This window comes from Laspinema palackyanum D2c (genome assembly GCF_025370875.1).
Lineage (GTDB): Bacteria > Cyanobacteriota > Cyanobacteriia > Cyanobacteriales > Laspinemataceae > Laspinema > Laspinema palackyanum.
In genome coordinates this window covers 55,617-70,007 of sequence record NZ_JAMXFD010000006.1, presented here as the reverse complement: position 1 = coordinate 70,007, position 14,391 = coordinate 55,617, and the positions used below count along the sequence as shown (strand labels likewise).

The window sequence follows — 14,391 nt, the reverse complement described above, 5'->3', positions numbered from 1 at the left end:
TTGCGTCGGAGTTCCTGTTCCCGGTTGCGTCGGAGTTCCTGTTCCCGGTTGCGTTGGAGTTCCTGTTCCCGGTTGCGAGGGAGTTCCTGTTCCCGGTTGCGAGGGAGTTCCTGTTCCCGGTTGCGTTGGAGTTCCTGTTCCCGGTTGCGAGGGAGTTCCTGTTCCCGGTTGCGAGGGAGTTCCTGTTCCCGGTTGCGTTGGAGTTTCATCACCGGGGTCCGTCGGAGTTTCATCACCGGGGTCCGTGGGAGTTTCATCACCGGGGTCCGTCGGAGTTTCATCACCGGGGTCCGTCGGAGTTTCATTGGGACTCTGAGTGACAATCGTAATATTGCCTTGGGTGTAGCGAGATGGGGGGACTGGGACAGAGAAGTTGGGCGAAATGGTGGTAGAACCTGTGGTAATCGCGCCAGCGGTTCCATTGACGGTGGCATCCCCGATAATAAATGGGGTGGTAGTACCTCCGCTGTGTTGGATGCGGATATTGCCACCGCGATCGCCACTTTCTACTGATGAAATACTGGCATTGACACCGTTCTGATTATTAACAGTATTCAGGACCCGTACGAAATTCCCGGCGGTGAGGTTGATGTCACCCCCTTGAGAATTGAGGGCTCCGGTAGCGGTGATATTATTGTTAGCCGTGAGGCGAATTTCACCTCCAGCAGTGGCGATCGCATCAACAAACAATTCTCCTGCCGAGTTTAAAATTACGGGTCCTCCGGCAGTGGAGACCCTTCCCAGGCTAATATTAGCGGGCTCACTCCGGGGTCTGGTAACCAGAAAGGTGTTACCGAGGTTGGTTGGGATATTCGTGGGATTCACGAGTGACGCGACCCCCGATCGCAAAATTAAGGTGGCTTCATTGAGGAGGAGTTCGGCATCGGGGTCGTTCAGGTTTCCCAACGTGGTATCGGGACCCGTGATGGTAATATCTTCAGCGGAGATCGCCCCACCTGCTTCAATTTTTAGGGAGACTCCCCGATAAGACCCTAAAATCACATCCCCAGTGGCGCTAATAATTGGGTCATACTCACTCACAAACTGACCCCCACCGCCTAGGGCATTTTCAATGGAGAAATTTCCCCCAGCGGAAAAGTTAGAATCTCCGGAAATATTGCCGGGACTGACTAAGCGGAGATTTCCTCCCGCTTGAAACGCCGGTTGAATTCCGGTTAAGGCGAGGATATCAATGCTCTGATCCCCGAAAATGGCTAAATTCCCTCCGGCGATCGCCTGAAATCCCGTTTCCCCCTCGCGAACCCTTACCGTATCACCGCCTCGCAGGGTTAAGTCCCCCGTCGTCCGCAGTTGACCCCCTACAATCGTCAGGGTTTCAGGGGCGGAAACGATGGCATTTGCGCTGTTAATTGTCGTTCGGTCCTCGGGGACTGTCGAGGATACAGGGCGATCGCTTATCACCAGATCCCCTTGTTCCACCGGCAGACCCGAACCCGTCAAAATCACCCTTCCCCCCTCAGTGACGGTCACACCTGTGGCATGACCCACCCCGGTTTGAGTCAGTAATTCAGGTAAAGAAAGGGGATTCACCGATAAGGGAAGACTGCCGGAATTCCCAGAGTTCAAACCCTGGGGATTCACCTCAATACTGAGTAAATATCCCTCTTGAGCAATCCGCACCAAACTTTCTCCCGGGACCGCAGCTAGGGTAATGGTTCCTCCGGGGGCGCTGAGGGTTCCGGTATTGAGCAGGGTTCCCCCAATCAAGTTTAAATTCTGGTAGGGATTCACACTTAGGTGAGCCGCATTAATAATGCTTCCGACTTCTTGGGTGCTAAAAGAAAAAGCCAGGGGCTTGCCAATCAACTGGCTATAATCGTTAAACCCTTCCCCATCAAACCACCCCGACTCAAACTCAATTCCCGTCGCCGTAGTGGCGGTAAAAGCAGCCGGGACATTCAAGGCCGCATCCGGCCCAAAAACCAGTCCAGCGGGGTTGATTAAGAATAAATTAGACTGACCCCCAGTGACTTGAATTAAGCCATTAATATAAGAAGCATTTACCCCGGTTACTCGCCCGAGAATATTGCGAATTTCCGGATTAGACAGAAAGTTAGCGGTTTGACCGGCATTTAATCCAAATTGTTCAAACGTATGAAAAAGATTACCCCCATCGGAGGAGAGGGTTCCCCCCTGAATGTGAAACACTTCACCCTCAGGACTGACCACTGTCCCGGTGCCATTCTCCGCTGGTATAATCGGTTGGATTTGCTGAGAAAAGGCTACAATAGGAGGAAAAAAAGTTAGAATTATGCCCCAAGAAAGGGATAATAAAAAGCGGTTTTTATAAAGCTTAACTTTCATAATAAATTAGATAGAAATAAAAGGGTGGCATTGGAATAATGGAGTGGAATCCATCGGTGATTCTGTGAGCAGGGGACTCGGAATGTTGAGCAGACAGGAGGTTTAAGCTTTCGAGTAAAGGTGGAGCATCGATCGCTTCCGAGGTGGCGATCGCCCCGGACTCAAAACACTCAAGGGACTCCCTATCCGGGAAACTCTCCCCTCCTCGGGACTGAAACAATTGTTAACAAAGTTACTGGTGGACTTCGGTCCTTTTGAAAGTTGTACTTTTATCGGCCTATATTCAGCAGCATCCCGATCGCCGTCCCTAGGTTCAAAAAAATAGACCCGTTCCTTGGAAAAAATCACCCCACCCGATAGCGATCGCCCCTTACCATCCATTAGGATGACTATCCCGAGAGCTCAATCCCTTGAGTCCACGTTGAACTCTCTAACTGAGCGTTTTCTAGTATAGTCTATGCCTTGGGAAATGACCTCACCTAAACGATGGAATTTGACCCCGGGAAAAAATCAACATTTTCACAGACCGCATCAACCTAAAGGAAGAGACAGATTTAACCGTTTCAAACTAGGACTATCCTAGGGTAGAGAACACCTCACTAAGGATCCTGGCGATCGCCCCACCCAGAACCCTTCACCGCAACTTGAGGCCCCTCAACCCCGCCCCCGATGTTCTGACTCTCCTCAAGGGTTGAGAATCCCATATTTTTATCTTCAAACGGGTCTAAATTGAACAGGGGATGCCCCCTCACCTCTCTCTCCCTAACCCAAAATTATTGATAAAATTATCACCCTGGAAATCTTTTCAATTCGATATTCAATCACCGACCTAATTCAAGCAGAATTGGGATTTTAATCGAGGGTAGAGTCAGCCGAAATAAAGTTGATGATTTTCCCCAAGAGTGGGAGCATCTTGCTCCCTTGTTGTAATTAGTAGGGAGCAAGATACTCCCACGCAGGGTTTTTCAGTTGAAACTCATTTAATTTTACCCGACATAATTTTCGGAATCGAGATAATTTAAATTTTACCTATCAAAAATTAAGAAGAATTAGGGGTAACCTTTTAAGGAGAAACAAAAAATAGAACCTGGAACCGACAGAATCGAGGGCAGTAAAATTATTTTTTGGACTATGATAAATTAAATTAAGACCTTTTACCCCAACTTGATCAGTTGGCTGCGATCGCCCGCTTATGGAACAAATAACCAACTTAATTCCCGAAGGTCCAATTGTAGAATTTACCCTTCTCCTCTTGGTCATCTTGATTGTCCCTCCCATCTTTGAGAATCTGCGACTGCCCGGATTAATCGGGTTGTTAGTCGCCGGAGTCGTCTTAGGTCCTGATGGGGCGGGACTGCTCAATCCCAATACCGACACCATCAAACTGCTTTCGGACATTGGCAAAATCTACCTCATGTTCGTTGCCGGTTTAGAAATTGATATCCAACAGTTCCGCAAAACTAAAAATCGCTCCATCGGATTTGGGTTTGCCACCTTCCTGGTTCCCTTAATCGTCGGCACCATCATCGGACGAACTTTTGGATTTGATTGGAATCCTTCCATTTTGATTGGTTCCCTCCTCGCCTCTCATACCCTCTTAGGCTATCCCATCGTCAACCGCTTAGGAGTTGTGGGGAATGAGGCAGTTACGGTGACCATTGGGGCGACTATCTTTACCGACATTGGCGCGTTGTTAGTATTGGCAATTTGTGTTTCCTTCAATGCCGGAGAATTCACCGCCTTTTCTTTAATGCTCCAATTAGTATTACTAGGACTGTATTCAACAGGAGTTTTATTTGGAGTTGACCGGGCGGGAAAAGAATATTTTCGCCGAACCGGAGATGAAGAAGGAAATCAGTTTTTATTCGTGTTGCTTGCCCTATTTCTGGCCGCTGTCGGCGCACAATTAATTAATGTAGATCAAATTGTGGGAGCGTTTCTCGCAGGACTGGCGGTTAATGATGTTGTGGGTAACGGTCCAGTTAAGGAAAAAGTAGAATTTGTCGGGAGTGTTTTATTTATCCCCTTTTTCTTTGTGGGAATGGGTTTATTGCTCGATATTAATGGATTTATTGAGACCCTAACCACCTCCCGGGGATTGACCTTAGCCATTGTTTTTGGCTTACTCGGGAGCAAATTTCTCGCGGCCTTGGTTGCCAAAATTTTGTATCGTTACCAGTGGATTGAAACCTTAACCATGTGGTCGCTTTCGGTGCCACAAGTGGCGGCGACTTTGGCCGCAGCCCTGGTGGGGGTGCAACAGGGTGTGATTACCCCGGAAGTCTTTAACACGGTGATTGTCTTGATGTTAGTGACTTCCATTCTCGGACCTGTGCTGACGGCAAGATTTGCCAGCAAACTGCCGGTCCCGAAAATTCAGATCAGCTCAAATAATATGTCGATCTGGTGGGAAACCCAGGGAGGGGAGATGAAGGTAAATCCTACCCTGGGAAGTCCGAACGATTTGTTTACCATTGTGGTGCCGATTTCTAATCCCTTGACCCAACGGTATTTAATTCAAATGGCGGCGCTTTTAGCCCGTCATGAGTCCGGGCAAATTATTCCCTTATCCGTGGCGATCGCTCATGTTCACATGGATGAACCCCAACTCGATATTGCCCTCAAAGAAAGTCGCCGAGCGCTTGATCGCTCGGTCCAAATGTTAGAGGAATTTGAGGTCAAAGCCAAACCGGAACTGCGGATTGATGATGAGATCTCCCGCGCCATTAGCCGAACCGCCCGGGAATGGGAATCTAACTTAATCGTGATGGGATGGAGTCCGACCACGCGCTTGCGATCGCGATTATTTGGCAACCTGATTAATGACGTTTTTTGGTCCTCCCACTGTCCCGTTGCCGTCATGCGCCTGATCGATGAACCCGTTAATATTCATCGTCTCTTAGTGCCGGTCAAAAATTTATCCCCGCAGACCTTGCGAACAGTCCGATTTGCCCAGTTATTTGCCGATGCAAATTCCGGGGAAATTACCCTCTTACACGTTTGTGCGCGCCGAACTCCTGTTGAACAAATTCATCGGTTTGAATCCGATCTCGCCCGACTGGTCCAGCGGGATAACTCCTCGGTAAAAATTACCATTACCACCATTCCCGATGATGATGTGGTCAAAGTCATTATGAAGGCAGCGCAATCCGTGGAGATGGTGATTCTTCGCTCAATTCGTCGTCGGACTGCCGGGGGTTTAACCGTTAGCAATGTCACCACGAAGGTGATTGAAGAGTTGAAATGTTCCCTAATTTTGTTTGGTGAACCGCACTCATAAGACCTCTTGATCGGGTCAAAACCGGCTAGGGGCGGGTTTCAACTTCCCCGGGAGGGGATTATTCGACTAACCCACCTGCTGACTTTGCAATTGATGCAACTCCGAGGGTTTCACTGCTCCATATTCGGTGATAATGGCGGTAATTAATTCCGCCGGAGTGAGATCAAAGGCGGGAAAGATAGATCCTGTTTGAGCATTTTATCTAATTTTCCCGGTTTAATCTTTACTGGGGTGGCAACCCAGGGTTATCCAACTCCTTGGCCTGCAACCATAATCACCCAATTTATCGGGTTTTTGTCCTTTAACCATTGTGGGTGAGTCACTCAGGTGTCTTGGGAATAAAAGTGTTGGCCAAGTGATTAGATAAACTTATAAGCCTGATTCCTAAAGAACCAAACTCTTTTGCCAAAATATGGTATAATAATTTTAATCTAAACAGGGCTAAAAATTGGAAAAATGGGCTAAATTAAAATTACTAGATGAGTTTTTAGTAACCTTAAATCTCCCAATTTTAAAGTCATTTTTCCATAAATTTAGACAATTTTAAAAATTTCTCTTTAGGGGATAAATTTACTATGAATGTCAACGCTTTAGTAACCCGTTGTACCAACACCTTCTCTCCCGAGTTTAAGAGTTTAGCCATAAAATTATCTTTGGCTATTCAAAATAGATCTTTTAAAGATTTTATCTGGGAAAAATTTGAACTAAATGATAGAGATGATAATTTTACAGAAATAAAAGATTTTTGGAGATTTTTTGAACAGTCGAGGGATCAACGCTTAGGGGCATTTTATACTCCTCCAATCTGTCAAGAGAAAATAATTTCCAAGATAAAAATCAATGAACAATCTAAGTACCTGGATCCAGGAGTGGGAACGGGAAACTTGTTGTTGGCACTAATCGACAAGATTTTAACTGAACTTCCAGGAATTTCGATAGACAAACTAATAAATTCTTTATATGCTTTTGATTTAGATAGAGAAGCTTTAGAGTTGGCTAAATTAAATATTCTACTAAAATTGCAGCAAATTTACCCTTCCGCTGTAATTGATAGAGTTCTCTATGAAAAACTCAAATTTTATGAGACTGATTTTACAGTAAAACCCCATACTGGTTTTGATTTTTTAATTGATTTTAATCCTATTTATATAGATTCTAAGTGTGTACTTGACCTCAAACAGGCTGAAAAATTTGATTATGTTATTTCTAATCCGCCTTTTATTACATTTTATGGGAGAAGAAGTAAGAAATTACCAGAAATCCACAGACAATACTACTTGAAAAGCTATGAATTTATTCCCGGTGAAATCAAAAATGGAAAGCTGAATTCTTATATGTTTTTTATAGAGCATGGCTTAAATCTGCTAAAAGAAGGGGGTCAGTTAATATACCTTTTGGATAACTCAATTTATGAAACCTCAGCTTATTTTCTGAGAAAATGGGTTGTCTCTAATTTTCAAATTAATTCTATTGATATTGGTCTGGCGGATTTTGATAGGGTCGCTAGTGGTCAAACTATCTGGCAGATCACAAAACATATTCCTAAAAATCCGGTGTTACTCAGAAACTTATCTACAGGAGTTGAGCAGAAAATTAATCAAGTAAAATGGCTGGAAAATGCTGAGTGTAAAATAAATTTTATTCAAAACAATTTCATTTTACAAAAAATGCGTAGTTTCCAGTCAATCAGTCATTATTTTCCTGGAAAATCCATAAGAACTTGTTGTATGCTTTTAGATCTAACCGAACAATTTTTAGTGGAGAAAGAAATTTATGAGAGAGATGATTCTGGATTAATTATGCCTTATCTTGAAGGAGGTAAATCTTTATCTCATCCAGACAAACCTTTTAAAATTTATCATCATATAAAATATGATCGAGACTTACAACTACGCCTGAGTGAAGAAATTAGGAAAACCTTAGAACAAAAGGGAATAAAAAATAAAAAACGGATAGGACTTGGTCCCCTAGAAATGTACTTATCTCCTAAGCTCTTTATCCGCCAGTCTTCTCACCGCTTAATTGTTAAATTTACGAGGGAAAACCTGATGGCCAATAACAGCTTATATATCTTAACCCCTATTTACTCCGCCTTTCAAAAAGAGGAGTGGGAAAAGGTTCTTATTTACACGGAACGCTTGCTGAATTCAAAGTTGTACTTATATATGGCATACAAACTCGATGTTATTAGAAAAAATGTTAAACAACAACCTCAAATCAAAGTCGGGGATCTCAGACAATTACCTTTTTGGATAGACATCACTAGCTCTTGGTTTTATGAAATCATTAATTTATCCCCTATCCAGCGAGATAAAATTGATGACATGATTTATCATTACTTAAATTTAACCCCAGAAGAAATCAACGAGATAGAGTGTTTTGTACAGTCTGTTTGATTGATTCAAACTCATTATCTAAGTTTTTCATTTCTCTCTCTATTATTTTCTTTTTCCGTTCTAAAGACTCTTGAACTTTGCTTTTTAGCAAATCAATAAACTCCCTCAGACTTCTCGGTTCAGAAGGAGCAGCGTAGTTAACTTGGATTTGATTATTAGGTTGAATCCGAAAACTATGGTGGATATCTTTTAATAAAAACACGGTGACGATTTCATCTTGGGGGGTCTGGACAAACTGGAGTTCTTCCCCTTTAGGAAGATAAGCTAATTGGCAATAAATAGCAAAATAATTGCCTGAACCAAAAAATTTTATAAATTTTTTATAAGTTCCCATATCGGGGTTACTATCTTTATAAAATAAGTTTGTAGCTTTTATGTCTATCCAAACCAACTGTTGTTCTAAGCTAGAAAATTCATAAACGAAATAAATATCATAAGGATTTTTTGTTTGACCCTTTGGCGCACCTCCCACCTTGAATATATTTTCTTTATTTTCTGCTTTTTGAACAAATTTATCTTCTAAAATATCACTAATTTCCGCCCCTCCTCTAGCCCCAACTCTAATGGGTAAGGTGGGATTTTCTGCTATGATCTCCTCAAAAATTGTTTTAATGAAGCTCAAAATAATTTCTTCTTTTTGATGCCATTCCATCGGGTTAGCCTCTTGAATTAAAAAAACGTCGTGATTACATAAATCGCCCATTATACCCACCCTAGTCATGGCAAAAGGCCAACAGAAAAGTCCCACCCTATTGGCTCACCCTGCTCATGAGGTCTCCCTAACCCACCTGCTGACTTTGCAAGCGGTGCAACTCCGAGGGTTCCACGGCCCCATATTCGGTGATAATGGCGGTAATTAATTCTGCCGGAGTGACATCAAAGGCGGGATTGTAAAATTCCACGCCGAGGGGATAAATGCGAGTGGAACCAATTTGATAGAGTTCTTCCGCATCGCGAATTTCGATGGGAATGGCGCTGCCTTCAATTAAGGTAAAATCAATCGTGGATAAGGGTGCGGCGACGAAAAAAGGAATGGCATGGGCTTTAGCAACAATGGCTAAATTATAAGTGCCAATTTTGTTAGCCGTATCCCCATTTGCAGCAATGCGATCGGCACCCACCACCACGGCATCAATCAATCCTTGTTTCATGCAGTGTGCGGCCATATTATCGGCGATCGCGGTCACGGGAATTCCCTCCTGCACACATTCCCAAGTGGTCAGTTTCGCCCCTTGTAGACGGGGACGGGTTTCATCGGCATAGACTCGTTCGAGGCGATCGCATTTCCACGCCGATCGCACCACTCCCAATGCCGTCCCATATCCTGCGGTCGCTAACGCCCCGGCATTACAATGGGTAAGAATTCGCAGCTTTTGTGGCGTACTCGGAAGAGCCTCCAAACCGTAATCGCCGATCGCCTGACAGGTTTTTAAATCTTCTGCTTGAATCCCCTGCGCCGTTTCTAGCAAGACTTTCTTGAGATAACTCACCGGGCCCAAAGTCTGCCTTGCCACCGTTTGCATTCGGGCGATCGCCCAAAACAAATTCACCGCCGTGGGACGAGTCTGGCGTAACGTTTCCGCCACGGTTTCTAACTGAGTCAAAAACTCCCCCCGTTCCTCCGTTTGGATGTCCCTAGCCCCCAAATACATTCCATAAGCTGCCGCCACTCCAATTGCGGGAGCACCGCGCACAATCATGGTTTGAATGGCCCTTGCCATATCGTCATAGCGGCGAATTTCTACCACGGCATACTCCGTCGGTAGACGAGTTTGGTCAATGAGCGCTACATGGTCTTTTTTCCACAAAACGGGATAAACGGGAGGATTTCCAGACATAATCAATCCGGTGAAAACTAGGTTAATTGGCTCTAACTGATTGTACTAGATAGGCCCAATCTTTGCCCAATTTTTTGCCAAAATTCAGTCAGTTTGCTCAGGAGGATGCGCCCGACCCCTTTCGTCATATTTTCAAATCGATAGGAGAATAAAAGCTCGATCACCTCCGAGACTTCCAGGTTTCCTAAATAGGCCAACCCTTGATCAATCCGGCGATCGCTATACACCAGATAAACTTTTGTAGCGATCCGCTCCGAAATATCCCAGGACCGCTTAAATTGCTGGTGGAGGTGGTGTTGATACTCCGCGAAATCGCCTCGGCGATCGGCCAGATACTCCTGGATATACTCGCTGGCAATCTGTGCCGAGGCCATGCCATGCCGAATCCCTTCTCCCCCCAAACAATTCACCGAGGAAACCGCATCCCCAATGGCGATTAAATTATCTCGGTAATAAATATCTTGCAGTCCTCGACTGTAGTGCAGCGTCGAACCGTGGGTTTCTAAGCGGTGATAGTCATCAATCTGAAGATAGTCTTTAATCAGCAACTCAATGGACTGTTTAATCGCCGGATAGTTATCCTGGAGAATTTGATGTTGACCGTAATAACGAGCCGCCCCTACCTTGAGAATATTGCGTTCCATCGGAAAAATCCAGGAATACCCTTGAGGCATCCAGTGATGGCCGAGGAAAAAAATCAGAGACTCAGCACAAGATTGGTAAGTGGAGTCCTGCACTTGAATTAAATATTCGATGCCGGTGCCGGAAAAAAAATCAGGGCGCTGTTGGCGGGGAGGGGACAGCAGCGATCGCGTGGACCCTGTAGCATCGACTAAAACCCGAGTCCGAAGGGCGATGGGTTCTTTCCCGTGGGGTTTAAGCATCACCACCGTTTCCCCATCCGGGGAAGAGTGACTCAGGTAGCGATGACCCAACCACACCTCACCCCCATTTCTCGTTACTTCCCCGGCCAAAAATTCCCGAAGTTTAGCAAAATTCAACACCGCACCTAACGCTGTGGAAGACTCCCACTGTTTGCGAACCTGGGTACTGCAAATTACAAGCTGATTCCAAAAACTCCCCACCACGGATTCCGGTAACTCAAATTGAGCTAAGGTTTCCATTGGAGTAACAGCACTAGAAAAATTATTTGCCTCAAAGGTTTGATGTTGTTCCACCAGTAAAACTGAGATGCCAGAACAGGCTAATTGCCTTGCACAATGCCCTCCTGCTGGGCCAGCACCCACAATAATCACATCAAAACTTTTCATGATATCACCCAATTTAGTCCTGAAATACAGCCATCATCATTCAGACAAAGAGAACGCAGAGAAAATAGGATTTCTCTGCGTTCTCTATTCCTGAGTTCTAGGGATAATTTTAAAGGGAGAATTGCTCAGGTTGTTAATTAATGAGCAACAGAGACCGGCGATTTAAAGGTTTGTAAAACGCGATCGGCCATTTGAGAAGGAGTTAAACCCAAATCCGCGAAAGATTGTTCCGGTGTGGCATGATCCACCAACTGATCCGGCACACCCAGACGCAACATGGACACGGGGATATTCTGATCCAGGCAAGCTTCCGCCACTGCCGAACCAAAACCGCCCATGAGGCAACCTTCTTCCATCGTCACCACTTTACCAATCCGTTGAGCCAGGGGCAAAATTAACTCGGTATCCAAGGGTTTGACAAAGCGCGCATTCACCACTGTGGCAGAAATCCCATGTTCGTTGAGAATTTCCGCTGTTTGTAAGGCGGGATAGACCATTGAACCATAGCCGAGGATTAATAAATCATCACCGCTGCGGAGGATTTCTCCTTTGCCGATTTCCAGGGGTTCCCATCCTTCTTCCATCAAGGGAACACCGTAACCATTGCCTCGGGGATAGCGCATGGCGATCGCCCCATCGGTGTAGTCAATTCCTGTGACTAACATCCGTTGCAGTTCCGCCTCATCCTTCGGTGCCATCAGCACCAAATTGGGAATGCAACGCAGAGAGGCGATATCATATAACCCTTGGTGAGTCGGGCCATCCGCCCCGACAATTCCTGCCCGGTCCAGACAGAAAAACACGGGTAATTTTTGAATGCAGATATCGTGAATGATTTGATCATAGGCCCGTTGCAGGAAGGTGGAATAAATCGCGCAAACTGGGCGAATTCCCTCACAAGCTAAACCCGCTGCCAGAGTCGCGGCGTGTTGTTCAGCAATCCCCACATCGATGTACTGATTAGGAAGTTTGGCCTGGAGTTTATCTAACCCCGTTCCCGTGGCCATTGCTGCGGTAATTCCCACAATTTTCGGGTTTTCTTCCGCCAGTTTAATCAGAGTTTCGGCAAAAACTTTGGAATAGCTGGGGGGTTTGGGTTTGTTGGAGGGAATGGCTTTTCCGGTGGCCAGATTAAAGGGATTTTGGGCATGGTAACCCACTTGGTCTTTTTCGGCGATCGCATAGCCTTTCCCTTTCACCGTGGCGACATGAACCAACACCGGACCTGGCATTTGATGCGCTTGATTGAACGTGGTGATCAACTCTTCCAGATTATGACCATCGATGGGTCCGATATAGGTAAAGCCCAACTCCTCAAAAACTGCCCCTACTTTAGGAACCGCCAACCGCTTCATCCCTTCCTTGATGCGTTGCATTTCTGGGGTGAAGGTTTCCCCGACAAAGGGGAGATGTTTGAACTGTTCCTCTAAATTGTCTTTGAGGAACTGAACCGGGGGACTCAGGCGCATTTTATTCAGATAACGAGGAATCGCCCCCACATTGGGAGAAATGGACATTTCGTTATCATTGAGGACCACCATCAAATTGGTGTGCGGCAAATGACCGGCATGGTTAATCGCTTCCAATGCCATGCCGCCGGTGAGTGCACCATCGCCAATCACTGCCACTACTTTGAATTTTTCCCCTTTCATATCCCGGGCTAAAGCCATGCCTAATCCGGCAGAAATGCTCGTGGAGGCGTGACCGGCACCAAAATGGTCAAATTTGCTTTCGCTGCGTTTGAGGTATCCGGCAACGCCATCTTTTTGGCGCAGGGTGTGGAAATTGTTGTACCGTCCGGTAATCAGTTTATGGGGGTAGGCTTGGTGGCCCACATCCCAGATGACTTTATCGTGATCGAGGTCTAGGGTTTGGTAGAGGGCGAGGGTGAGTTCGACCACCCCCAATCCAGGGCCGAGGTGACCGCCAGAGGCGGCGATCGTTTCCAGATGCTTTTCCCGAATTTGGCGAGCAATTTGCTCAAGTTGATGGATGGATAAACCATGCAACTGGTTTGGGTGAGACAGTTCACTCAGATGCATCATATTTTTTATTGAATTCTGCGATCGTGCTTACAAAGGACGTTACATAGGGTCAACTGGGGAGTAGAGGGTGGGTGTGCCGTCCCCCCTGACCAGTGACAACCTATGGCCTATGCCCCATCGCTGCTTGGACTGCAAAGGGGATGAGCTTCAATAACTGCTACTTAAGGGATTAATAAGTCCCACTTAATTTACCATGAGCGGATAGAATTCCGATCTTCCCCTCTTACTCTAGTCCAGGTGCGCCCCTTCGGACCAACGGGTTTTGAGAAAATCATTGGGGACGGGTTGGGGATGGGGGTGAAAAACCCGGACCCATACCCTCTAGGGTAGGGCTATCCGGACCTGGAGTGGTAGTGGGAGATTTCGGTATTATTTAAGCGATCGCATCTCACCAGGAGTCGGCTGTTTTGGGAATCAATGTTGAATATCAAGCCGCCTTTGTGACGTTGGCGGCTGCTAATTTTGAAGAAATTGTGGAATTTTATGAGCAACTATTGGCGATCGCTCCCAATCCCTATCGTCCAGGGGTCTATGCTGAGTTTTCTGCGGCCGGGTTGAGATTAGGGATTTTTAAGCCAAAAGCCAGTCATCAATCGGAGTTTTTGCCCCAGGGTTCGGGAAGTATGAGTTTATGTTTTGAAGTGACCCATTTGGAGGTGGCGATCGCCCATCTGGGTCAGTTAGGATATCCACCCCCAGGAGAAATTATGAGCGCCTCTCACGGACGGGAAATTTACGCTTATGACCCATTAGGAAATCGCTTGATTTTTCATCAATCGATTGAGCCTTTCCCCAGTAAATTATAAATAACCCAGTAAATCAGCAAAACTAAAGAAGCTGACTACTAATAACAAAATTGCGGTCAATTGGGGCAGTCTAAAGGTTGGAGAAGGGGCGATCGCACCGCGAACTAAACAGGAACAGGACGAGCCCACCGCATAACTCAGACTCAGGACCATATAAGGCCAGTCCAGAGTCACCCCCCAAAATCCCAGTAAAACAATGGCTGCCGAAAGCATCACCAGTTCGATACACAGGGGAGGATTTTGCTGAATATAATTAATCAGGGTATCCCCCCAAAATTGCATACGTCGCATTTTGATTAAAAATTTAAGACCGTGTTTTTTATCTTAATCTAAGATTAACCTTAAACTAATCCCGTGAGCCGCCACCTGGGGATAGAGGATGTTAGCCAAAGGACTATTCCAGAAGGAATAGTCAACCCTTAGCCAGGGA

Annotated in this window: 10 protein-coding genes and 1 pseudogene; 3 read left to right on the top strand and 8 right to left on the bottom strand. The window is 45.8% G+C overall.

Annotated elements, in window-relative coordinates:
* Nucleotides 1-2,325 (bottom strand): two-partner secretion domain-containing protein (locus tag NG795_RS09860; RefSeq protein ID WP_367288493.1); only part of this gene is annotated, 2,325 nt, incomplete at its 3' end.
* On the bottom strand, nt 2,315-2,545 hold the full coding sequence (locus NG795_RS09855) for a hypothetical protein (RefSeq protein ID WP_367288492.1): 231 nt from the start codon (nt 2,543-2,545) through the stop codon (nt 2,315-2,317). The genes NG795_RS09860 and NG795_RS09855, both read right to left, overlap by 11 nt.
* 972 nt (nt 2,546-3,517) lie before the next feature.
* Between NG795_RS09855 and NG795_RS09850 the strand changes: the two genes are divergently transcribed.
* Nucleotides 3,518-5,605 carry a cation:proton antiporter gene (locus NG795_RS09850; RefSeq protein WP_367288491.1) on the top strand — a complete coding sequence of 696 codons (2,088 nt, stop codon included), beginning with the start codon at nt 3,518-3,520 and terminating at the stop codon, nt 5,603-5,605.
* Between the two features lie 66 nt (nt 5,606-5,671).
* Here NG795_RS09850 and NG795_RS09845 read toward each other — a convergent pair.
* Nucleotides 5,672-5,779 (bottom strand): annotated as a pseudogene (locus NG795_RS09845) (hypothetical protein); the annotation flags it as partial.
* Between the two features lie 401 nt (nt 5,780-6,180).
* Here NG795_RS09845 and NG795_RS09840 point away from each other — a divergent pair.
* On the top strand, nt 6,181-8,001 hold the full coding sequence (locus NG795_RS09840; protein WP_367288490.1) for an Eco57I restriction-modification methylase domain-containing protein: 1,821 nt from the start codon (nt 6,181-6,183) through the stop codon (nt 7,999-8,001).
* On the opposite strand, the gene NG795_RS09835 is transcribed toward NG795_RS09840, so the two are convergent.
* The 4 genes from NG795_RS09835 to dxs all read right to left on the bottom strand — a co-directional run bounded on the left by NG795_RS09835 (nt 7,967) and on the right by dxs (nt 13,152).
* Complete coding sequence (locus NG795_RS09835; RefSeq protein ID WP_367288489.1) at nt 7,967-8,653, bottom strand: hypothetical protein; 687 nt, start codon at nt 8,651-8,653, stop codon at nt 7,967-7,969. The two genes, NG795_RS09840 and NG795_RS09835, sit on opposite strands and share 35 nt — an antisense overlap.
* 127 nt (nt 8,654-8,780) lie before the next feature.
* Nucleotides 8,781-9,839: an S-methyl-5-thioribose-1-phosphate isomerase gene (gene mtnA / locus NG795_RS09830; RefSeq protein ID WP_367288488.1), complete on the bottom strand. Its 1,059-nt coding sequence runs from the start codon at nt 9,837-9,839 to the stop codon at nt 8,781-8,783.
* A gap of 32 nt (nt 9,840-9,871) precedes the next feature.
* Nucleotides 9,872-11,110: an NAD(P)/FAD-dependent oxidoreductase gene (locus NG795_RS09825; protein WP_367288487.1), complete on the bottom strand. Its 1,239-nt coding sequence runs from the start codon at nt 11,108-11,110 to the stop codon at nt 9,872-9,874.
* A 137-nt stretch (nt 11,111-11,247) separates the two neighbouring features.
* Nucleotides 11,248-13,152, bottom strand: a complete 1,905-nt coding sequence (gene dxs, locus NG795_RS09820) for a 1-deoxy-D-xylulose-5-phosphate synthase (RefSeq protein ID WP_367288695.1) — start codon at nt 13,150-13,152, stop codon at nt 11,248-11,250.
* 410 nt (nt 13,153-13,562) lie between these two features.
* Between dxs and NG795_RS09815 the strand changes: the two genes are divergently transcribed.
* Nucleotides 13,563-13,961 (top strand): VOC family protein, encoded by a 399-nt coding sequence (locus tag NG795_RS09815; RefSeq protein ID WP_367288486.1) that lies wholly within the window; start codon nt 13,563-13,565, stop codon nt 13,959-13,961.
* Here NG795_RS09815 and NG795_RS09810 read toward each other — a convergent pair.
* Nucleotides 13,956-14,252, bottom strand: a complete 297-nt coding sequence (locus tag NG795_RS09810; RefSeq protein ID WP_367288485.1) for a hypothetical protein — start codon at nt 14,250-14,252, stop codon at nt 13,956-13,958. The genes NG795_RS09815 and NG795_RS09810 overlap by 6 nt on opposite strands.
* Nucleotides 14,253-14,391 lie beyond the last annotated feature (139 nt).

What these genes read in the sequence shown, in the direction of transcription:
- NG795_RS09850 (WP_367288491.1), top strand. Translation starts at nt 3,518, where the DNA reads ATGGAACAAATAACCAACTTAATTCCCGAAGGTCCAATTGTAGAATTT.
- mtnA (WP_367288488.1), bottom strand. Translation starts at nt 9,839, where the DNA reads ATGTCTGGAAATCCTCCCGTTTATCCCGTTTTGTGGAAAAAAGACCAT.
- dxs (WP_367288695.1), bottom strand. Translation starts at nt 13,152, where the DNA reads ATGCATCTGAGTGAACTGTCTCACCCAAACCAGTTGCATGGTTTATCC.
- NG795_RS09825 (WP_367288487.1), bottom strand. Translation starts at nt 11,110, where the DNA reads ATGAAAAGTTTTGATGTGATTATTGTGGGTGCTGGCCCAGCAGGAGGG.
- NG795_RS09840 (WP_367288490.1), top strand. Translation starts at nt 6,181, where the DNA reads ATGAATGTCAACGCTTTAGTAACCCGTTGTACCAACACCTTCTCTCCC.
- NG795_RS09810 (WP_367288485.1), bottom strand. Translation starts at nt 14,252, where the DNA reads ATGCGACGTATGCAATTTTGGGGGGATACCCTGATTAATTATATTCAG.
- NG795_RS09835 (WP_367288489.1), bottom strand. Translation starts at nt 8,653, where the DNA reads ATGGAATGGCATCAAAAAGAAGAAATTATTTTGAGCTTCATTAAAACA.